18 protein-coding genes are annotated in these 21,219 nt (G+C 39.4%); 9 read left to right on the forward strand and 9 right to left on the reverse strand.

What is annotated here, in order from left to right; translation table 11 throughout:
• Positions 1–540: 540 nt before the first annotated feature.
• Positions 541–3,192, reverse strand: a complete 2,652-nt coding sequence (locus BMF77_RS06825) for a DUF3536 domain-containing protein (RefSeq protein WP_148761650.1) — start codon at positions 3,190–3,192, stop codon at positions 541–543.
• Between the two features lie 346 nt (positions 3,193–3,538).
• Between BMF77_RS06825 and cax the strand changes: the two genes are divergently transcribed.
• Together cax and BMF77_RS06840 are read left to right on the forward strand one after the other, a co-directional pair.
• Positions 3,539–4,636: a calcium/proton exchanger gene (gene cax / locus BMF77_RS06830; protein ID WP_148761652.1), complete on the forward strand. Its 1,098-nt coding sequence runs from the start codon at positions 3,539–3,541 to the stop codon at positions 4,634–4,636.
• A 509-nt stretch (positions 4,637–5,145) separates the two neighbouring features.
• Positions 5,146–5,706: a peptidoglycan-binding protein gene (locus BMF77_RS06840; protein ID WP_233467172.1), complete on the forward strand. Its 561-nt coding sequence runs from the start codon at positions 5,146–5,148 to the stop codon at positions 5,704–5,706.
• 86 nt (positions 5,707–5,792) lie between these two features.
• Here the strand turns inward: BMF77_RS06840 and map are convergent, their stop codons facing one another.
• From map to BMF77_RS06865, 5 genes are all read right to left on the reverse strand, one after another.
• Complete coding sequence (gene map / locus BMF77_RS06845) at positions 5,793–6,620, reverse strand: type I methionyl aminopeptidase (protein ID WP_148766844.1); 828 nt, start codon at positions 6,618–6,620, stop codon at positions 5,793–5,795.
• 174 nt (positions 6,621–6,794) lie between these two features.
• A complete protein-coding gene (locus BMF77_RS06850) occupies positions 6,795–7,208 on the reverse strand; it encodes a cupredoxin domain-containing protein (RefSeq protein ID WP_371735397.1) in 414 nt (137 codons plus the stop codon).
• A gap of 89 nt (positions 7,209–7,297) precedes the next feature.
• Positions 7,298–10,129 carry a pitrilysin family protein gene (locus BMF77_RS06855; RefSeq protein WP_148761656.1) on the reverse strand — a complete coding sequence of 944 codons (2,832 nt, stop codon included), beginning with the start codon at positions 10,127–10,129 and terminating at the stop codon, positions 7,298–7,300.
• Between the two features lie 151 nt (positions 10,130–10,280).
• Positions 10,281–10,703 (reverse strand): VOC family protein, encoded by a 423-nt coding sequence (locus tag BMF77_RS06860; protein WP_041458305.1) that lies wholly within the window; start codon positions 10,701–10,703, stop codon positions 10,281–10,283.
• Between the two features lie 161 nt (positions 10,704–10,864).
• Positions 10,865–11,380 (reverse strand): TIGR02652 family protein, encoded by a 516-nt coding sequence (locus tag BMF77_RS06865; RefSeq protein ID WP_148761658.1) that lies wholly within the window; start codon positions 11,378–11,380, stop codon positions 10,865–10,867.
• A 239-nt stretch (positions 11,381–11,619) separates the two neighbouring features.
• Here BMF77_RS06865 and BMF77_RS06870 point away from each other — a divergent pair, with 239 nt between their 5' ends.
• The 3 genes from BMF77_RS06870 to BMF77_RS06880 all read left to right on the forward strand — a co-directional run bounded on the left by BMF77_RS06870 (position 11,620) and on the right by BMF77_RS06880 (position 13,774).
• Entirely contained in the window at positions 11,620–12,123 is a 504-nt protein-coding gene (locus BMF77_RS06870) for a gamma carbonic anhydrase family protein (protein WP_148761660.1), read from the forward strand.
• Between the two features lie 186 nt (positions 12,124–12,309).
• Positions 12,310–12,435 (forward strand): photosystem II protein Y, encoded by a 126-nt coding sequence (locus tag BMF77_RS06875; protein ID WP_148761662.1) that lies wholly within the window; start codon positions 12,310–12,312, stop codon positions 12,433–12,435.
• 85 nt (positions 12,436–12,520) lie between these two features.
• Entirely contained in the window at positions 12,521–13,774 is a 1,254-nt protein-coding gene (locus BMF77_RS06880) for a folylpolyglutamate synthase/dihydrofolate synthase family protein (RefSeq protein ID WP_148761664.1), read from the forward strand.
• A gap of 464 nt (positions 13,775–14,238) precedes the next feature.
• On the opposite strand, the gene BMF77_RS06885 is transcribed toward BMF77_RS06880, so the two are convergent.
• The 3 genes from BMF77_RS06885 to BMF77_RS27715 all read right to left on the reverse strand — a co-directional run bounded on the left by BMF77_RS06885 (position 14,239) and on the right by BMF77_RS27715 (position 15,941).
• Positions 14,239–15,537, reverse strand: coding sequence for a sugar ABC transporter substrate-binding protein (locus BMF77_RS06885; protein ID WP_148766846.1), 1,299 nt, complete (start codon positions 15,535–15,537; stop codon positions 14,239–14,241).
• A gap of 190 nt (positions 15,538–15,727) precedes the next feature.
• The gene (locus BMF77_RS28580; RefSeq protein ID WP_256370338.1) at positions 15,728–15,853 is read right to left on the reverse strand and encodes a hypothetical protein; all 126 of its coding nucleotides are present in this window, start codon (positions 15,851–15,853) and stop codon (positions 15,728–15,730) included.
• Positions 15,798–15,941, reverse strand: a complete 144-nt coding sequence (locus tag BMF77_RS27715; RefSeq protein WP_246863079.1) for a hypothetical protein — start codon at positions 15,939–15,941, stop codon at positions 15,798–15,800. The genes BMF77_RS28580 and BMF77_RS27715 overlap by 56 nt, the downstream gene beginning before the upstream one ends.
• A 105-nt stretch (positions 15,942–16,046) precedes the next feature.
• On the opposite strand from BMF77_RS27715, the gene pilM reads away from it, so the two are divergent.
• The 4 genes from pilM to BMF77_RS06910 all read left to right on the forward strand — a co-directional run bounded on the left by pilM (position 16,047) and on the right by BMF77_RS06910 (position 21,157).
• The gene (gene pilM, locus BMF77_RS06895; protein ID WP_148761666.1) at positions 16,047–17,153 is read left to right on the forward strand and encodes a type IV pilus assembly protein PilM; all 1,107 of its coding nucleotides are present in this window, start codon (positions 16,047–16,049) and stop codon (positions 17,151–17,153) included.
• A gap of 4 nt (positions 17,154–17,157) precedes the next feature.
• Positions 17,158–17,967, forward strand: a complete 810-nt coding sequence (locus BMF77_RS06900; RefSeq protein WP_148761668.1) for a PilN domain-containing protein — start codon at positions 17,158–17,160, stop codon at positions 17,965–17,967.
• Positions 17,964–18,731, forward strand: a complete 768-nt coding sequence (locus BMF77_RS06905) for a pilus assembly protein PilO (protein ID WP_148761670.1) — start codon at positions 17,964–17,966, stop codon at positions 18,729–18,731. Before BMF77_RS06900 ends, BMF77_RS06905 begins: the two co-directional genes overlap by 4 nt.
• A 113-nt stretch (positions 18,732–18,844) precedes the next feature.
• A complete protein-coding gene (locus BMF77_RS06910) occupies positions 18,845–21,157 on the forward strand; it encodes a type IV pilus secretin family protein (RefSeq protein WP_148761672.1) in 2,313 nt (770 codons plus the stop codon).
• Positions 21,158–21,219 lie beyond the last annotated feature (62 nt).

Below are 21,219 nucleotides of genomic sequence, written 5' to 3' on the forward strand. Positions count from 1 at the left end.
ACCCTCTTGCCTCTTGCCTCTTGCCTTGCCATAGCGACGATTTTCAATGCTAACCTACTTACTCGTTAGGTTAAGGAAATGTAGGTTGGGTTGAGTGATAGCAAAACCCAACATTATCAAGAGTTTTGTTGGGTTTCCTTCTGCCAGCCCAACCTACGACATAACTATTTTTAACCTTAACCTAATCAAAACCATATTTTGATTTTTAAGCTATAATAGACATCTTTAAGCTATAATAGACATTTGGTTTACCACTTCTATGCCTAAAAAAATCAATTTTCAGTCCCGCAAATTTCCTAAAGCTGTAACTTTTTCTTTGTATCTCTTCGGTGTTATGGCTGTTCTGATAGTGTCTTTTCCTTGGCTTTATGAAATCAAAACAAAAGCCGGAATTAATATCTCAAAAAAGTACAATACTGGATCTTTTTTAGAAAAACATACTCATGGACTCTTTAAATGTCAGTGGCTGTATCCGTACCATTGTAAACCTCCCCAAGATTAAACCGTAAGATCATGGTGGGGATTGCCCACCATATAAATTTAAGCCAATTTATCTAAATAAGGACTGACATCAACCGCTAATTTTTGTCCTAATTTTAGCAATTGACGACATTGAGTAGTTTCGGCTTCATTATCAATACTGGTAATTCGTGGCAATATTTGACTGTGTAAACAACTCCAGTAAAGTTCTTGGGAATGGTTTAAATTAATGCCAAGATGTAATTTATGACCAACATCAATCAATCGTTCTAAACGTTGGATATCTGTATCTATTTTGCTATTGGCATCATACAATAATTGCCACAATAACCGGACTATCAATTGTTCTAGAATTTGATTACCATCGGGGATATTTAATTGACAACGGAGATGTTTGGCTTCAGTAGCGATCGCTTCTAATTCTACAATCAGATTCCAGCTTAATTGTAGTTCGCTAATATCTTGTTCTAGAGATTTTAAAGCTGTTAAACAACGATAACCCAAAGCAATCTCCGCTGCTACCTGTAATTCTCGTGGTACTTCCAACTCATCCCGATGAAAGGCCATAATTACACCGTAATTATCCCTATAGGCTTGAGTATATAACTGGTCTAATCGTGCCAGTGTTTCCTGACTCAACAACCGCATAATGCGGTGACGTTCTTCCGCAAATAAAGTTTGCAAACTAAAGGCTTCATCACCAAATAGTTGAGTCATCACCAAAATAACATGAGCGATACTAGCCTGTTGCAAGGCTGCAAACAGCTTTTCTCTGATTTGACTATAGTTACGTCGTCCTTCAAACTTTTGAATACAGCAATGAAAATCCCAACCACCCAAATGCAAAACCGCAAATACTAAATTTTCATTTTCCCAAGTAATATTTGACACTAGCTGCAAATGCCCCACCGCCATAGTTAATGGTCCCAGGCTTTGCTTATGATAATCTAGCTCATGGGCATCATAGCAGTAAACACGCTGATGATGATTATGGGGGTGTTTATCTGTCTCTTGTCCAGGGGCAGTATTTTGGTGATGATTAAATAGGGAAGTAATGGCGTAATGGGCAGCAACTTGTTTAAAGCCAATTTGGGCAGTTAGCACCAACTGACGATATATCTCAGCCCCATGTTTAAACTCTTCCACATTGCTAGGGGCTAAACCTAGACGTTTAAGAAACTCCTTTTCTAATTGGATACCTGCCACATCTCCGGCTAATTCTAAAGCACGGGAGGCATAACGCAAAATTTGTGTTCCCTCTGGACGGGAAATTTCCTCAAAAAACCAGCCGCAACTGGTAAACATCAGTAAAGAGTGACGCTGCATTTCCAACAAGCGTAAAGCTTCTACCTGTTCAACCGCTTGGAGTTTGCGAGTTTGATGGCGGGATAGAAACCGGTTAATATTAGCGGGAGTGCGATCGCCCATGACATGAACATATTCGTCCCGCGCTTGCCAAGGATCACGAAATAATGTACCGCCATATTCCTCATAAACATCAATTAACTGATCCCGCAGCCAATTTAACGCATTTCTTAACGGCCGTCGCCATTTTTGATGCCACACGCCCCCTTCACCACCACAACCACAATCATCTTGCCATCTATCCACACCATGGGCGCAACTCCAAGCCGTCACAGACTTGATTTTTACTTCCCAAGAGGGAGGATTTAAACTCAAATAATGGGCAAAATTGGTGACAGTCCAACCATGACGGGGAAACTCACCAATAAAAGCATAGGCTAAAGTCTTTTCTGTGCCTTTTTTGTGATGTCCAAAGGTTTCCCCATCTGTAGCTACAGAAATTAATTGGGACTGACGATGATCCCCGCGAATAGCTGCCCCAATGCGTCCCGCAAAATGATGGGAATTGTAGACAACATCACTAAAACCCATATCCCGCGAAATCGGACCATCATAGAAAAAGATATCAATATAGGCAGTTGATTTGTTTGCAGATTCATCGCTATCTAAATAACAACGGTAAGGACGAGTAGGATCAATCTGATTACCACCCACCTCATGCCATTGACTATCAGAATCATCATCTGTGGGGAAAGGACGACAACGCTGGGCTTGAGAAGGGGCTAAAATAATAAACTTAATCCCTTCTGCTACCAATGCTTCTAAGGTGGCATAATCTACGGCTGTTTCTGCCAACCACATTCCTTCAGGATCACGGCCAAAGCGAGAATGGAAATCTTCCTTACCCCAGCGAATTTGTGTATGTTTATCCCGTTCATTGGCTAGGGGAAGGATAATGTGATTATAGACTTGAGCGATCGCATTCCCATGACCATTTAGGCGATCGCAGCTTTTAGCATCAGCCTCCAAAATCCGCTGATAAACGGACCCATCGTAGCGTTCTAACCACGACATCAGCGTTGGACCAATGTTAAAGCTCATGTATTCATAATTATTCACAATTTTCACAATTTCGCCTCGGTCATTTAAGATTCTAGCAAAGGCATTAGGACGATAGCACTCCCAATGAATGCGCTCATTCCAGTCATGAAAAGGACTAGCACTGGGTTGACGTTCAATCGCATCAAGATAAGGATTTTCTCTAGGAGGTTGATAAAAATGACCATGAACCGTGACATAAACACCCTGAGCAGTTTTCAGGGGATCATGTTCAGGACTGGATTTAGGCTCTTGATCTAATGGTAATATTGAGCCAGAACTACTGGGTTTTTCCGCTGCCAAAGTCATATATTTTTATCCAAATAAATGTGTAATTTTGCAGAATATTCTTACTATATCTACCTTTCTACAATTGTTCTCTCACAAAATCAGTTATAAATAACACCTGTGAAACAAAACTAAATTTTAATAGTAGTCAGAAATCAGAAATCAGGAATCAGGAGTCAGGAGTCAGGAAGAAGAAGAAGGAACAAGGAGGAAAAATAATATCGAACCCCAATTACCAATTACCAATTACCAATTACCAATTACCAATTACCAATTACCAATCACCATCCTTGACAGATATGATAGGTGTTCAAATGCACATAATGTTTTAGTCCCTGTGCAGATATCCCCTCAACTAAAGGTAAAAATGTCAATCAAGAACATTATTTTCAGCATCCTGCTCCTATTTATACCCATATCTCTAGCAGCCCACTTTTTAGAATGGGGAGACTTAATAGTTTTCATCACCGCAGCATTAGCTATACTCCCCCTAGCAGCTTGGATGGGTACAGCTACGGAAGAAATAGCTGTAGTTGTTGGACCAGGAATAGGCGGATTTTTAAACGCGACTTTTGGCAATGCCACAGAATTGATTATTGCCTTAGTTGCCCTGAATGCGGGCTTAATTGATGTCGTCAAAGCTAGTATAACTGGATCAATTATCAGTAATTTACTCTTAGTCATGGGTTTATCCATGTTATTAGGCGGAATTCGTTACAAAGAACAAACATTTGAATCAGTCATAGCTCGTGTAAATGCTTCTTCTATGAATTTGGCGGTAATTGCCATTTTGTTACCAACAGCAATGAACTATACCTCCATAGGGATTAGTGAAAAAACCGTACAGAATCTTTCCCTAGCTGTAGCTGTCGTCTTAATTCTAGTTTACGGCTTAACACTGCTATTTTCCATGAAAACTCATGCTTATTTGTATGATGTTGGTGTGGCAGATATCGAAGAGGAAGCAGAAGCAGTTGTCCATAAAAAACCAAATGTTTGGTTATGGAGTGGTGTCCTTTTAGTTTGCACCCTGTTAGTTGCCTTTGAGTCAGAACTACTAGTTGGTTCATTGGAAGTCGCTACATCTCAACTAGGTTTAAGCGCCCTATTTACCGGGGTAATTTTAGTTCCTATTATCGGTAATGCTGCTGAACACGCTACCGCAGTTACCGTAGCCATGAAGAACAAAATGGATTTGGCTATGTCTGTCGCTGTGGGTTCAAGTATGCAAATTGCCCTATTTGTGGCCCCGGTTTTAGTAATTGCCGGTTGGGCAACTGGGCAACCCATGGATTTAGATTTTAACCCCTTTGAATTAGTCGCTGTTGCTGTATCAGTTTTAATTGCTAATAGCATTAGTTCTGATGGTAAATCTAATTGGTTAGAAGGGACATTACTCCTAGCTGCTTATACTGTCTTGGGGTTTGCCTTCTACTTCCATCCAGTTGCCAACAGTATCGGTTAAAATATCTTACCTGATCAAAAGTCTAAAATTCCCGATCTCATAAATTGGGAATTTTTCTCTTCTACCAAGTCCTAAATATTTTTTCAAAAATAACTCCCTTAAGATAGATGAATAAAATCAATAATTCTTATAGTGTCAAATCAGATCATTCTTTTGATATCGAGCTATAGATCCCACATTCCGCACCCCCCAGTGTCACAATCGGTAATTTCGGATTTTTGAATACCTTTAATGATAATTTTGATACAAAATCGTCGAAATCTTGGGTGGCTATCGCCAATCTCAAATCCCCAAATGACCATTTTTCCTTGTGTGACAGTTTAGGGTGCGGAAGGTGGGATAGATTTATGATATATCAATTTCCCTAAATATTTTTTACTATTTGATCATAGTAATTACATATATAGGACTAATATTTGATTTTTCAAAAAACTCAGTGCCAGTTTATATCCGTTCTTCTCTGCTTTTGCCATTTCCCATTTTATAAATAAATACAATTATAAAAGACAATGAATGAAATCGGACTGCTGATGATGGGTGTATTTAATCAGAAATCACTAACTATACCCCATTTTCCATTAAACCAAACCTTGTTTTACCTAGAAAATGGTGTACAGCTAACAAATCATCAATCAAATAAGTTAGTTTCTTCTGCTCAAATTACACCACCAGAATTTATCCACATAAATGAAACTTCCCCAACTAATCTCTCAATTCTCTCATTCCGACGACACCAAATATTTAACCAAATCACACAAAAACAGACATCCAGCAGTTCTTTTGAATTAGCTGATGCTGGGAATATCCCTATGACCAATAAAAAAGATGTTCAATTATCAACAGGATATCACACAACCCAGAATAAACCTATGCCCGTAATTGGTTTTGGTAATTCAGGCATATCTGTGAAAGTTTTACAAAAATTGTTAATGTCTAATGGTTATGGACTACCTATTGATGGAGTTTTTGGGCCAGTTACCGAAACTGCTGTTAAAGCCTTTCAAAATCGTCGAAGTCTATCAACAGATGGTGTGGTTGGTCAAAAAACTTGGTGGGAACTAACAATTTAATTGGTCATTTGTCATTTGTCATTTGTCATTTGTCATTTGTCATTTGTTAGTTGTCATATAAATCATCTAAATCAAAAGAATCATAGTTAAAGATGATTTCTATCAGTCAAAATTTCATAACCACTATCTGTCACTAATACAGTATGCTCAAACTGAGCAGATAAAGCATTATCAACTGTTACCGCAGTCCATCTATCAGCTAAAATTCTGGTATTTTTAGAACCAGCATTTAAAATTGGTTCAATTGCTAAAGTCATTCCTGAACGCAATTTCACATTCGGTATTTCACGAGTTCGATAGTTAAAAACCGCTGGTTCTTCGTGTAAATTTCTACCCACACCATGACCAGTAAATTGTTCCACCACTGTAAAACCATTGGCTTTTACATGATCTTCAATTGCACCGGCAATCTCCGTTAAATGGACACCAGCTTTTACCTGTTCAATCCCTTTATATAGAGATTCCTCGGCTATTTTAATCAGTCTTGCGGCTTCACTCGTCACACTACCCACAGCGATAGTAATGCAGGAATCACCATGAAAACCTTGATAATAAGCACCTGTATCAACTTTTAATACATCTCCTGTATGAATTACCTTTTTATGGCTAGGAATTCCATGGACAACTTCATGATTAATACTAGAGCAGATGGAAGCGGGAAACCCATGATATCCTTTAAAGCTAGGAGTTGCATCCATTTCGCGGATGCGTTTTTCCGCATAAGCATCTAAATCGGCCGTGGTCATTCCTGGCTGAACTAGGTCAGAAATTTCCTTGAGAACAGTTGCCACGATCTTCGCTGATTGTCGCATAATTTCGATTTCACGGGTTGATTTAATTTCAATCCCTCCGCGTTGTCGTTTTTCGGGTTTTGGCTGGGCTGGTTGAGAAAGTAAGTTAGCGAAAATATTCATCATGAAGTTTAGGAATTAGGGGTGCTTTTACCGGTTAGCTGTGAAGTTGTTGAGATTTATTGGCAAAAAATATCTATATTTAAGTTAACTTATTTTGCGCTTCTAGAGAAACACAGATATTCATCCTGTAAATCTACAAATCCTGTAAATCCTGATTCTGACAGTGAAAAATGATCACCTAATTACAATCTCTCCCCTCATTCCTGCTTCTGCGTGTCCAGCTATAGTACATCCTAAAGCATATTTACCTGGTTTCATGGGGACAAATACCCATTCTGCTTCTGCACCAGGTTTAAGTTCTAATTCGTGAATATTCCCTTTAATTTCTACATTGCCGGCTTCGACTTTTTGAGTCCAAATTGCATCAGCAAAGTCTTTAGCGGTAAAATAATGTTTTTGTGAGCTAGGATTATTTAACTTGAGATTGTAGCGTTTACCAGAGGTAAATTCTAAATGATTTGGCTCAAATTTTAATTCATTAGCAACATTACCCAAGCTAACTGTAATCTCTATTGGTGGTTGTTTGAGGAGATTACTAGATAGATTCTCTGCTGTTGCTGGAGACGTACCCATTATTACTAGACTCATTAGCAGAGAGAATAAACAAATCAAAAAGTTACTCATGGCTCAATGGATAATTGTCAATCACACCTGTTCCCATTATCCATGAACCACATTCATTTAATCTTTTTTTGTGCCAGAATTTGTGGACCTGCGGTGACAACAACAATTTTATCAGGGTGAAGTAATTCACGAGCGGTTTGATTGACTTGATTGAGATTGACTTGTTCTATTTTGCTGATAAATGAGCGCAATTCTATCTGATTCAAGCCGTAAACTTCATTCATCACCATTCTCTGGCTTAACTGTTCGGGATTGGCCAAAGAAATATTATAATTGCTGATTAAATTGCGTTTAGCTGTTTCTACTTCCTGTGCTGTCACACCTTGTTGATGAACTTGTTTCAGGAGGTTGCGGGTACTGGAAATTGCTTTGCGTGCGTCTTCTGGACTGGTTTGCATTTCAATGAGAAATGTACCAACATTCTTACCTGTGATGAAATTGCTATAAATTCCGTAGGTTAGTCCTTGGCGATCGCGCACTTCTGCCCCTAGTCTACTCGATAATGTATCACCGCCGAGAATTTGATTCAAGATCATCGCCGCATAAAATCGTTTGTCTTGACGGTTAATGCCGGTGTAACCCATGTAAGTTATCGCTTGGGGTTTACCAGGAACAACAGGATTAACATTAATTACATTTTTTGGCATCCCCACATTGGGATATTTTACCGTTGGTGGTTTGCCGTTTACTTGCCAATTTCCTAATTTTGCTTGAATGAGCGATCGCACTTTGGTAACATCAAAATCGCCGACGATTGCTAAAACTGTGGTATCAGGACGATAATGTTGGGCTTTAAAAGCCATTACATCTTGACGTTGAATTTGTTCAATACTTTCCGCAGTCGGGAAGGTATGTAATGGGTGTTTTTTCGGATAAATAGACTGCACAAAGATACGATTTGCAACCTTATCAGGATCATCTAAATCTGAATCTAGGGAATTTAAAGCTTGTTGACGTGAAAGTGCAAACTCTTTTTCTGGGAATGTACTATCTCTAATTACATCCGTCAATGTCCCCAGCAAAATTGGTAAATCCACCGCTAAACTACTACCTTTAATCCGTACACCTTCACGAGAAGCTTCAAAGTCCAAATTTGCGCCTTTTGCATCTAATCCTTGGGCAATAGTTCGCATATCTTTGGTTTTCGTGCCATTCATCAGATTTGCTGCCACTAAAGACGCTAATCCTCCTTGATTATCTGCCTCAAATTCTGTTCCCGCTTTGATATATCCGCTCAAAGTCACTGTTGGTGTAGTTTTGTCTGGTAACAGTAACACGCGTAACCCATTAGCAAGCTGTAACTGTTGGGGGATTTGTCTTTCTGGCGTTTTGGGTAATATATCTAGAGGTGGTAAATACTTCTTGACTTCCGCTGGAACTACAGCCACATCAACAGCAAAATTATCTTCTGTTTGCGTTGAGTAAGATGAACTCCGGGTAGTTTCTGCTTGCTGAGTAGGTTCAAAAAATCCGACTTTTCGGGCTGCTGGTTGTAGATATTTATTGATGACATTCATCACATCAGCAACTTGGACTTTCCGAATATTTACTAAGTGGTTCTCTGTATATTGATAATTATCCGTCGTGATTTGATCATTACCCAATTGCATAGCTTGATTGGTAATATCACGGTTATTTAAAATAACTGAAGCTGTTAATTGAGTTTTTGCTCTTTCTATCTGTTCTTCTGTCACAGCGACTTTGGCAAGTTTTCCTAACGCCTTTATTACCGCTGCATCAATTTTATTTAAGTCCTGATTTCCTGAACCTGTCACTAATATTTCATACCAACCACCCCCACGTAAACTAGCAACATTTCCCGAAACATTATTAGCTAAACCCGATTCTACTAATTCCTGATACAAGTAAGCATTTTTACCCGCAGTCAAGATATAATCCATAACTTCCAAAGCGGGAATATCTGGTTGATTGATTTGGGGAAGTGGGTAAATTAGTTGGAGTAATGGATTTCCCCCCGGTTCTTGTAATTTAATTGCAGGTGTAGGAGTAGCCGCAGGTAATGGAGTTATGAGATGATGGGGTGAATATTGGCGTTTGGGGATTTTCCCAAACACAGTTTGCACAGTTTTCAAAGTTGGTGCGGTGTCAAAATCTCCCGCAATTACCAAAACAGCATTGTCAGGACTATAGAATTTTTGATAATATTCTCGCACTTGCTCAACTGTGAATTTCTCCACATCAGCCTTAGTTCCCCCAATAGGTAATCTATAGGGATGATCTGGAAAAACAGACACCATCACAGCGCGATTTAAACGATATTCGGGGCTATTTTCATAACCTTGTAATTCAGAAATAACTACTCGCTTCTCACTAGCTAACTGTTGAGGATCAATCAGCGAGTTTTTCATTCTATCTGCTTCTAGCGTCAACAGAGCCGTGAGTTTATCCCGTTCCGCAGTATTGTAATATGCGGTTTGGTCATAACTGGTAAAAGCATTAGAATCACTGCCCAAAGCACTAAATAACCGCCCAAATTGGATAGGACGATTGCTAGTACCTTTAAACATGATATGTTCTAATTGATGGGCAATACCATTTACCCCAGATGCTTCCTGACCTGATCCAAATTTGTACCATACCTGCACTGTCACCACAGGAGCATTATGAACCTCCTTAGTAATCACAGTTAAACCATTATCAAGGACTGTTTTCTGAACATTTGCTGTAATAGCGAGATTTGGTGTTTCTTTAGCGACTAATGTTTTCTGAGATTTTTCTGGGTTGGAGTTGTGGGAAGAGGTGGAAAAATCCGCCCTTTCTCCGCTAAAAGCAGCATCTTGATTTAACACAAAAGCGGCTATGATCCAGATACTCAAGATGACTAAAGAAAAGCGATGTCGTTGGGCGATAGAGAAAAAAGACATATCTTTGGCGAATAGATATATGTAATTTAAGTTACATATATTGAGTGACTAAAAAATTGGGCAAATGTTTCTGTACCTCATGGAAACTAGAAATGTACCTGAAAAGGAAAAATATTGTATCACCCCAAGGGCATAAATACTAATTTACAGCCTATTTATGCAAAAACCGTAAAAATTCTAGAGGTAATCCGTCAAAATCAGCGATAAATGCGACTTCTAAGATTTTATCGCCAATTTGCTGCTGTGTAGGTTCTAAAAGAATTTTCAGAGGTGGTAAATTTTCTATTGTCGCTAACCGTGTTTTTAAACTTTCCAACCAAGTTGGTAAATCTGGTGTGATCTGAGTCACATCAAAAGCAAGATGATAATAGCCGACATAATGTTCATCATTAAAAGCATCTGGGGCTGGTTTGGGTTGAGGAATTTGGATGAGTTCAATTCTCCCGCCCAAACCTTCCATCCAGCAAGCTAGAGTATAACCGGTGGTGAAGCGATCGCCCACCGTAAACCCTATCTGCTCATAAAAAGCGATCGCTAGATGGATATTTGCCGTTCTAATGGAAGCATGGTGCATAATTTTGTCGGTTGTCAGTTGTCAGTTGTCGGTTGCTAGTTCTTTATTACCACAAACCACAAACCACTGTACGGGCGAAGCATTTGGAGAACTATTTTTGGCAATGACCGATAATTTATCTTCCAAATGCTTCGCCCCTACTGACCACTGACCACTGACTATTACTCAAACAACCGGAAATATGGGTAACGCACTGGCACACCAGGTTCTTTATCCAAATCAAAGTTAATCACTTCCCAGCAAGGTTCTGTGGCTGAATCAGGGCTAAACTCTACAGGTAAACCATATAACCGCGCCCCCGTAGCAACTTCCCCTTGTCCAGAACGCCAAGGTGTACTCCGTTCCAAATAGCCACTCATTAACTCCTGATAACGGTTAGCGACAATTATCTTCGTAGCCCGATAACCTTGAGTATAAAGCTTGTCTAAAGCTTCGTGAATTTCAAACCGAATCCCATCAGGATGAGTATGTTGACGATACCATTCACCATCCCATCTGCGCCAATGACGACCAGACTGTAAATGGACTAACTCCCCAGTTTTGGGTTCAGCTTCAAATGCGCCATGACGAGGACATAGATAAGTATCCGTCAATGTTAAAGCCGAAATAGTTTGGCGACAGTGAGGACACTGTATTTCAGGGCCAAATATCGGGTACTGAAAGCCTGGATTTATCATGAAGTGCGTATAAACATAGTATTGTTTCTTTGCCAGCACCAGTAGGTTTAAGATTACACTCCTGCTCCACTACTTTAGATAACTTGCTCACTGCTACATAAAAATGAAGATAGTGCCTGAGAACAAGTTTCACAACCGTCTGACGATAGAAGTCCAACGCTGTGATATTCTGGTTTGGCAACCAGCCCTAAAGGTTGGAGTTTCTCCAGTGTTCCTGGGTACCATATCCATATTCTATCGTGTCTATCTCTTGTGACTGGAAATCTGCTGAATTTTCTCAAGCTGCTTTTGTGGCAGCCAACGCTGTAATCATTGGTTCTGTAAGCATAGCAGCCAGAGCCAGCGTTTGGTATGGATCTGTGGTTAGAGGTGATGTAGAAAGAATTGAAATTGGCGAATGTACAAATATTCAAGACGGCACAATTCTCCATGGTGATCCAGGCGTACCCACAATCTTAGAAGATCATGTCACTGTCGGCCATCGCGCTGTGGTACATTCTGCCCACATTGAAAGTGGTAGTTTAATTGGTATTGGTGCTATTATCCTAAATGGTGTAAGAGTCGGTACAGGCAGCATTATCGGCGCAGGTGCAGTAGTCACCAAAAATGTCCCTCCTGGTTCTCTAGTCATGGGTGTTCCCGGTAAAGTAGTCCGTCAACTCTCAGCCACCGAAATCACCGAACTCATCGAACACGCCGAAAAATACTATCAATTAGCCCTCCTTCATGCTGCTAATGGGTGATTGGTGATTGGTGATTGGAATAAACTTCTTACCTGCTCCCTGTAACCTGTAACCTGTCACCTTTTCCCTGACTTTTAATCAAACTTTACATATAAGCTTGAAAAAATTCCCCACTTCAGATCACAATAAAAGTTGAGAACTGTTGATAAAACTTAAGATTTTTTAATTTACAGAGGACTTCTAGATATGGACATTGATAATCGTGTATTAATTGTTTTAGCACCAATAGCGATCGCTGCTGGTTGGGCTGTTTTCAATATCGGTGCTGCTGCTCTTAGACAAGTCCAAAACTTTTTGAGCAGAGAAGCATAATTTTAGGTAATGGGTAATAGGTGATTGGTAATGGGTAATAGAGAACAGGGAAGTTATTTATCCAAAATACCAATCACTAATCACCATGAACGTAGATTCTTTACTCCGACCTTTTCAGCATTTTGGTGTGAATTTGGGGTTATCCCGGATTGTCGATTTATTGGCAAAGCTGGGAAATCCCCATCACCAAGTACCAATTATTCATGTCGCTGGGACTAACGGAAAAGGTTCTGTTTGTGCTTACCTGTCTGCGGTACTTACTGAGGCTGGTTATAAAACCGGACGCTACACCTCTCCCCACTTGGTTGATTGGACAGAAAGAATCTGTGTTAACGAACAACCAATTGATGATAATAAACTGTGTGAATTAATACTGCAAGTTCAAGCAGCTATTAACCCAAAGGAAGAATCACCTACCCAATTTGAAGTAATTACCGCTGCGGCTTGGTTATATTTTGCCCAGAAACAAGTTGATATTGCCATCATTGAAGTAGGATTAGGAGGGCGTTTAGATGCCACCAATGTCTGTGATAATCCTTTGATAACAGTTATTACTTCTATTAGTCGAGAACATTGGCAACAACTTGGACCCACTTTAGCCCATATTGCCAAAGAAAAAGCGGGAATTATCAAACCAGGATGTCCTGTGGTTATGGGTTCATTGCCAGCCGATGCCGAGAAAGTCGTGCAATCGCGTATTCTAGAATTACAATGCCCAATTTTTACCCCGCAACCATCTCGACAAATTAATCAAAATTGGGCAGAATATCAAAAAATAGAAAGTTCTGAATTTATAAAATATCCATTACCATTACAGGGACAAATTCAATTACATAATTCAGCTTTAGCATTAGCAGCTTTGGAAATATTGCAAAAACAAAATTGGCAAATTTCTGAACAAGCTATTATTCAAGGAATGGCTAAAACCAAGTGGCCAGGGAGAATGCAATGGATAACTTGGAAAAGTCATAAACTCCTCATTGACGGCGCACACAACCCAGCTTCAGCCACAGTTTTGCGTGATTATGTAGATAGCATCAACACCAAAAATATAACTTGGGTAATGGGAATGTTAACTACTAAAGATCATGGTGATATTTTTCATGAACTTCTTAAACCAGGAGATAAATTATATTTAGTTCCCGTACCAGATAGTAATTCAGCAGATTTAGCAGAATTAGCTAAGTTAGCAACATCAATTTGTCCAGATTTGAATTTTTGTCACACCTATTCAGATGTGTTGTCAGCCTTAGACGCTGCTTTTATTGCTACAGGTAATCAAGTTGTATTATGTGGTTCTTTGTATTTAATTGGTTATTTTTTGGCAAATGGAATTTAAAAAAAGAAAGTAAGCGATTTTTTTGTCAGAATCAGGATATCCAGGATTTGAAGATGTACAGGATTGTAATTTATGAATTTTTTGATTGATATTTTCTATCATTCAATCTTTCCTGTCAGAATCAGGATGTCCAGGATTTGAGGATGTACAGGATTGTAATTTATAAATTTTTTGATTGATATTTTCTATCATTCAATCTTTCCTGTCAGAATCAGGATGTCCAGGATTTGAGGATGTACAGGATTGTAATTTATGAATTTTTTGATTGATATTTTCTATCATTCAATCTTTCCTGTCAGAATCAGGATGTCCAGGATTTGAGGATGTACAGGATTGTAATTTATTTATGAATTTTTTGATTGATATTTTCTATCATTAAAAAATCCCTATTTCCAATAGTCTCATCAACAATAACATCCTGTAAATCCTTTAATCCTGGTTATCCTGATTCTGACAATTACCAATTACCGATTATCCCACTGCTGGGCAGCATCTTCCACAGCTTTATCTACAGTTTTTTGTCCTAACATTGCCGCTTGTAAATTTTCGTAAATTGATTTTTGCAAAACTTTAAAATCTTTGAGTTTGGGGGTTAATACCTCAGCCTGTTTTAATTGTGTCGCACTAATTACCCGCCCCTTTTCCGCTGTCGTAGCATTAGCGGGAACTTCCTTAAAGTAAGTATCCGACAAAGCCTTAATTGTCGAAGGTAGGACGTTACCAGCTTTAGCAAAGGCTAATTGGTTTTCGTCATTCGTAACAAATAAAGCAAATTTAACAGCCTCATCAGGATATTTACTATCACGAGGAATTACGATATTCATGACAGCAACATTTTTCTTACCTGCATCACCCGTAATTTGTGGCGCAATTGCCGAAGCTTGGGCAACCTTGGGGGCATTATTAGCAATGGTTTTCAGAAACTCAGGCCCAGAAGCTAAAAAAGCCGTTTCTCCAGATTGGTATAAATCTATGGCATGACGATGCCCTTGGGTTAAAGATTCTTTTGGTAACAAACCTTTTTTATACAAATCTACCCAATATTGAAAAGCAGCTTTTCCTTTATCCGTATTAAAACCAGCTTTACCTTCAGCATTAACTAGGGTGACACCCATTTGTACCAAAGATTCCAACACCTCACCAGAGTCTTGGGGAACAAAGGTAGCGAAGAAAGCATACTTACCAGTTTTATCTTTAATTTGTTGCGCTGCTTGCCCTAATTCTGCGTAAGTGGCAGGAGGTTTCGTAATACCCGCTTGTTTTAGTAAATCGGTATTATAAATAGTTAGTCGCGTGGTGAGATACCAAGGAATGCCAAAACTCTTACCATTGAGGCTACTTGCTTGCCAAATATTTGGTAAATAGGTGGAACGGACTTGACTGGGAATTTTGGCATCCAAATCTAACCAAGCATTTTTACCCGCAAGTTGGGAAGCAAAGTCGGGATTAAGGTTAACAACATCTGGTGGGGTTTTTGCGGAGACTGCTGTTAAAATCTTATTCTCCATTGCCGACCAAGGCACATCTACCCATTTAACTTTTATACTTGGGTTTTGTGATTCAAAAGTCGTAATTAGACTTTGAAAGTAGTTGGTAAATTGCGGTTGGAGTTGCATTGTCCAAAACTCAATCGTGACAACTCCAGTTTTAGCAGGTTTGGGATTATTGCCAACATTACCTATGCCGCAGCTAACCAGCCAACTAGTAAATAAGCCCAGTAATGCCCAACAAACCAGTTGTTTAAATTTTTGCAATCGAATCATCGTAGTAGGTGATAGTATTTTTAGAATTAATCTGGGTAAGAAAAAGGATAGTGAATTGTGGAGACTATAGGATATATCAATTTTGGTAATGGGTAATAGGTAATAGGTAATAGTTAAAAATTCTTGCCTGACAACTGACAACTGTACGGCCGAAGCATTTGCAGAACTATTTTTGGCAATGACCGATAATTTATCTTCCAAATGCTTCGCCCGTACAGTGCGAAGCATTTGGAGAACTATTTTTGGCAATGACCGATAATTTATCTTCCAAATGCTTCGCCCCTACTAACAACTGACAACTGTACGGGCGAAGCATTTGGAGAACTATTTTTGGTAATGACCGATAATTTATCTTCCAAATGCTTCGCCCCTACGGACAACGGACAACTGTACGGGCGAAGCATTTGGAGAACTATTTTTGGTAATGACCGATAATTTATCTTCCAAATGCTTCGCCCCTACTAACAACTAACCTTAATATTCTTCTTTGTAATCTAGCGGGTAAAACTATGGTTAAAGCCTTCACTAGTTTCTTTGGTAAATCCAGTAAAGGTATTGGTATTGAACTAGCGCCGGAACGGGTAAACGTAGTCCAACTACATAAACACCGCCAAAACTTAAAAATCGAATCTTTGACAACAGTACCAGTACCAGAAGGTATATTTATTGATGGTCAAATTGCTGATTCTGTGGGAATGTCCGAAATTATTCAGCAAGCGATCGCCGAAAGCAAAACTAAAGCTACCCGTGTTATTACTTGTATCCCAGGACGAGAATCCATTATCCGGTTGATTCCTGTCCCATCTGAATTAGATGACAAGGAGTTGCGGGACATAATACTCAACCATGAAGCATCTTTATATTTACCCTATCCCAGAGAAGAAGCTGATGTTGATTATCAAAAACTTGGGGACTTTATAGACGAAGACGGCATTGAGAAAGTGCAGGTTTTGTTAGTTGCGACTCGTAAAGATGTCACGCAAACCTATTTAAATACCTTTGAACAGGCAGGATTAACAGTTGATATCTTAGAAATTAACAGCTTTGCCCTGATTCGCACTATTCGTGATCAATTGCGGCTATTTGGACCAGAAGAAGCAGCGGTATTAGTTGATATTGAGTTTGATAGTACAGAAATAGCCATTATTATCAATGGTATCCCACAATTTTCTCGAACAGTACCGATTGGCACTTATCAACTCCAAACTGCATTGTCAAGGGCTATGAACTTACCAGCATCACGGGATATGGATATGTTGGAGAGTATGACTATTCCCACAACTTCACCAGATTCAGCCCATAGTGGAGTGACAGGTAGTAATCCGGGGATGGCTTCTATGTTGAGAGTTCTCGGAGAATTAGCTGATGAATTGCGTCGTTCCATTGATTTTTACCTCAATCAAAGTGAAAATCTGGAAGTCGTGCAGATTCTTTTAGCCGGTCCTGGGGGAGGATTACCACAAATTGATGAGTTTTTCACTCAAAGATTGAGTTTACCAACTACCCAAATAGATCCAATTACTTCTTTGTCTTTGGAGGTAGATGCTGAAAAATATCCTTTAATTAAACGTCCTGGGTTGGGTATTGTCCTGGGTTTAGGAATGCGAGGGTTGTAACAAAATGTATAGTCTAGATATTAACTTCCTTAAAGATCGGCCCGAATATCAAAGTAAAAGTGCAACGAAGGTTCAAAGACCATCTATTCAACTAGGGAATTTAATCCCAGTTTATATAGGAGTAGGAGTAGGTTTAGTATTGCCCGGTTTAGTGTTTATTGGTTTGTCAATCCTGGAAGGGAAAACTACTGAAGTAACCCGGGAAGTGGCAAAACTAGAGGAGGAAGGTAAGAGTTTAGATGGCACAATAGCCAGTCTTAATAAAATTAAGGCGGAAACAGTCGGCATTAATAGCCAAACCAAAGCTTTAGTAACGGTGTTTGATCAAATACGTCCCTGGTCAGCAATGTTACAGGATTTGCGCGATCGCATTCCTAGTAAAGTGCAAATCGAAACTATTAAGCAAATTGCCGCTCCTCTTCCTAGTAAAGAAGTTGTAGCTGCCACCCCCAGTAAAACCAATACTAATACCAATACCGCTGGATTCTTAGAAATTTCTGGTTTTGCTATTTCCTATGCCTTAGTCAACGATTTTGCCTTAAGTTTAGGACAATCTAAATTTTTAAATCCAGAAGAAACCAAAATTATCACAGCAGAATTAATAGATGCACCACCCGTCACAGGTTTTCTTCCCCCAAAAGGTGGTAAATCTAATGAAAAAATTAAACCTATTCAAGTAGTTAAATACACCATTAAAACAGGTTTAAGTAGTGTGCCAGCTTCTGATTTAATTCAAGAATTAGAGAAAAAAGGTACAGTCGGACTAGTAGATAGACTTCGTAATATCAAAAAAGTAGGAGTCATTGCCCAATGACATTTAGTGATGATTTAAATTTTGCCAATCAAGATACAGATACTCAAGATTCTGGTCTTGTTGTTTTTGGTGTCACCTTAACACCAACTATTATTGGTGGTGTAGTCGCAGTTTTAGGTTTATTAGGTGCAGGTTATATGCTATTTAACATAGCAATGCCCGCTTGGGATAACTATCAAGAACTACAAACTAAACGTGAGCAACTACAAACAGAAGTTCAACAAAAGAAAACCCAAGTCAAACAAATCGGTAAAATAGAAGCAGATTTGGCTGAAGCGAAACAACAACAACAACAAGTTTTAGCTTTATTTGCAGATGAAAAAAGTTTAGATACCCTATTACTAGATACCAGTCGCTTAATAGATTCTAGCAATGGAAAAGCCTTTGGTAATGCCATTAGAGCCAAGATGAAAAGATTTGTTCCAGCTTCGGAAAAACCTGTTGTGGTAGATGATGGCAGTTTTGGGGTAGAAGTTAACAACAAACTTAAACGCAGTATTGTCAATGTAGAAATTGAGGGGAATTTTGAACAAACCCGATTAATTATGCGAAACATTGAACGATTACAACCTTTATTGTTAGTTAAAAACTATGACTCCAAATTGTCTCCACCAGAGATGTCAGACGATAAAGATAACCCTGTGCAAATTGGTATCGGTAAACTGACAACAGCTTTTGCATTAGAGGCTTTAATGCCACTAACTTCTGAAGAAGCGGCAGATTTAGCCGCTAAAACAGCAGCAGCTAAAGCACCGGAAAAATAATCAAATTTGAGGCAAGAGGTAAGGGGCAAGAGGCAAAATAAAATATTCTCCCTATTCCCTATTCCCTGTTATACGTTACGATTTAGACTTTTATTTTATGTGAGGAATGAACTGTGAAACAGCTTCATAATAGTGTTTTCGGATCAAGTGCGGCAGCTTTTGTACTCTTAGCAGCCCAACCAGTGTTAGCAAAGATCACACAAATTACTGATGTTGAACTCAGTCCCATTGCAGGGGGAGTTAGTGTAATTTTAAAAACTGCGGCGGGAGATCGTCCCCAAGTATTTACCACTAAAAAGGACAAATCCTTAGTTGCGGATGTAATCAATGCCCAACTCCGTTTACCCAAGGGTAATAACTTCCTGCAAAAAAACCCCGCACCAGGAATTGCATCTATTGAAGTTAAACAATTAGACGCTAATAGCATTCGGGTAACAGTCACAGGTATTGATGATGCACCCAGCAATCAGCCCGTCATGCGAAAGGATAATAATATTACCCTGGGCTTTACCGCTACCACAAATTCAACAGCATCAACCGCCACTAAGCCTACAGAAAAAGTATCAGCAGCACCGGCTACTACCAAACCTACGGAAAAGGTAGCAGTAACACCAGCTACCACATCTGAATATAAACCAGATGAACCAGCTAAACAGCCGGATGTTCTAGTTCCTAACCCCCAAGTTACAATTGACGGGAAAATTACCCAAACCCCAAATCCTGGTCAAGCTTATAAGCAAAGTCCTGTTTTTTTACCTAAGGCTGTCGCCCCACCTGTAGGAGATATTACTCAATCTAATATTGATACATCTCCTGTGGTGATTGATTTAGGTACAAAAGAACGAGTTCGTCGGTTGGTGTTGCGTGATGCACCTGTAAGAGAGGTTTTATCTTTATTAGCTCGTGCTGCTGGGCTGAATTTGGCTTATATAGGTGGGGAAGCAGAAAAACCGCAAGATGCTGAAAATGTAACTAAAACATCTCAGAAGATTTCCTTAGATATAGAAAATGAACCTGTGCAGGATGTTTTTAATTACGTCCTGCGTTTGAGTGGTTTGGAAGCTAACCGCAGTGGACGGACAATTTTTGTTGGGACTCAATTACCTAATTCTAGTCGTAATCTTGTGATGCGTAATCTCCGACTAAATCAGGTAACGGTGGGTGTGGCGTTAAATTTCCTAGTAGCTTTGGGTGCGGAAAGTGCTGTCAGTCGAGAACGACTAGTTACTAGTGTTAATGCTGTACCTGTGGGTAGTGCTGCTAACACCGCAGTTACTCAAAGTCAAACGACGACAGAAACAAAAATTGAGACTCAACGGATTACATATACAGATTCAACACCTATACTCAGAGGGTTACAAGCTTCAGGAGACGAGCGGACAAATTCTGTTACATTAATTGGTAGTCCTAAGATGGTTGAGATGGCAGTATCTCAATTAACACAGCTTGATATCCGTCGTCGTCAAGTGGTGGTGAATGTCAAAATTATTGATGTCAACCTGACAGGTAGTCAAGATTACAATACCAGTTTTTCTTTTGGGGTTGGTAACAACTTCTTTGTTAATGATGGTGGTGCAGCATCTTTAAATTTTGGTGGTTCTCGACCAGCTAATTCTAATGAAGTAAACAATACTGTGACTGAAACACCAGTTACAAATAATCCACTTCGGACTGGAGATGTTGTGAATTCTGCTGCTGGTATTAATCGAGATCCCACAATTCAAGGAAACAAAACGGGAGGTATACCAACTTTATACCAATTCCCTAGACGGCTTCTTACGAGTTTACAAGCTCAAGTTACCAGTGGTAACGCTAAGATTCTAACAGATCCTACCTTAATTGTTCAAGAAGGACAAAATGCAGTAGTTAAGTTAACTACAGAGGTATATGCTGGATTAAAAACTTCCGAGCAAAGTACAGGGCAAAGTACAGGAACTACATCATCAACCACATCATCCTCTGTCAGCGAACCTATCATCAAGGAAGCAGGTCTGTCCTTAAATGTGAAGGTAGAAAGAATTGATGATAACGGTTTTGTATCTTTGTCCGTTGCCCCTACTGTATCTGCTCCGGGTGGTACAGCACAAGCCGGCGGTGGTAATGGTACAATAACTCTTTTATCCGCAAGAACTCTTACATCTGGTGTATTGCGTCTGCGGGATAGTCAAACGCTTATTCTTTCCGGTATTATTCAAGATACAGATCGAACAAGTGTTTCTAAATTACCTATTTTGGGTGATATTCCCCTGCTGGGTGCGCTGTTTAGGAAAACAAACAAACAGAACGAACGTAGAGAGGTAATTATTTTACTGACACCGCAAATAATGGATGATTCCCAGAGTTCTGGCTATGGTTATAATTATACACCCAGTCCCACAGCGCGGGAAATGTTGGAACGTCGGGGGGTGAAGCTGCAACCGCGTTAGTTAGTTTTTGGTGATTGTTTGTCAAAATACCCGATTTATGGGAGAAGTAAATAATGTAGAGA

This window comes from Dolichospermum sp. UHCC 0315A (assembly GCF_008121535.1).
In the GTDB taxonomy this organism is placed as follows: Bacteria; Cyanobacteriota; Cyanobacteriia; order Cyanobacteriales; family Nostocaceae; genus Dolichospermum; species Dolichospermum lemmermannii.

Coding starts and splice junctions, on each gene's coding strand:
- BMF77_RS06840 (WP_233467172.1), top strand. CDS start 5,146: ATGAATGAAATCGGACTGCTGATGATGGGTGTATTTAATCAGAAATCA.
- cax (WP_148761652.1), top strand. CDS start 3,539: ATGTCAATCAAGAACATTATTTTCAGCATCCTGCTCCTATTTATACCC.
- BMF77_RS28580 (WP_256370338.1), bottom strand. CDS start 15,853: ATGCTTCGCCCGTACAGTTGTCAGTTGTTAGTAGGGGCGAAGCATTTG.
- BMF77_RS06825 (WP_148761650.1), bottom strand. CDS start 3,192: ATGACTTTGGCAGCGGAAAAACCCAGTAGTTCTGGCTCAATATTACCA.
- BMF77_RS06855 (WP_148761656.1), bottom strand. CDS start 10,129: ATGTCTTTTTTCTCTATCGCCCAACGACATCGCTTTTCTTTAGTCATC.
- BMF77_RS06865 (WP_148761658.1), bottom strand. CDS start 11,380: ATGATAAATCCAGGCTTTCAGTACCCGATATTTGGCCCTGAAATACAG.
- BMF77_RS06885 (WP_148766846.1), bottom strand. CDS start 15,537: ATGATTCGATTGCAAAAATTTAAACAACTGGTTTGTTGGGCATTACTG.
- BMF77_RS06905 (WP_148761670.1), top strand. CDS start 17,964: ATGACATTTAGTGATGATTTAAATTTTGCCAATCAAGATACAGATACT.
- BMF77_RS06850 (WP_371735397.1), bottom strand. CDS start 7,208: ATGAGTCTAGTAATAATGGGTACGTCTCCAGCAACAGCAGAGAATCTA.
- BMF77_RS27715 (WP_246863079.1), bottom strand. CDS start 15,941: ATGCTTCGCCCGTACAGTTGTCCGTTGTCCGTAGGGGCGAAGCATTTG.
- BMF77_RS06860 (WP_041458305.1), bottom strand. CDS start 10,703: ATGCACCATGCTTCCATTAGAACGGCAAATATCCATCTAGCGATCGCT.
- BMF77_RS06900 (WP_148761668.1), top strand. CDS start 17,158: ATGTATAGTCTAGATATTAACTTCCTTAAAGATCGGCCCGAATATCAA.
- pilM (WP_148761666.1), top strand. CDS start 16,047: ATGGTTAAAGCCTTCACTAGTTTCTTTGGTAAATCCAGTAAAGGTATT.
- BMF77_RS06875 (WP_148761662.1), top strand. CDS start 12,310: ATGGACATTGATAATCGTGTATTAATTGTTTTAGCACCAATAGCGATC.
- map (WP_148766844.1), bottom strand. CDS start 6,620: ATGAATATTTTCGCTAACTTACTTTCTCAACCAGCCCAGCCAAAACCC.
- BMF77_RS06880 (WP_148761664.1), top strand. CDS start 12,521: ATGAACGTAGATTCTTTACTCCGACCTTTTCAGCATTTTGGTGTGAAT.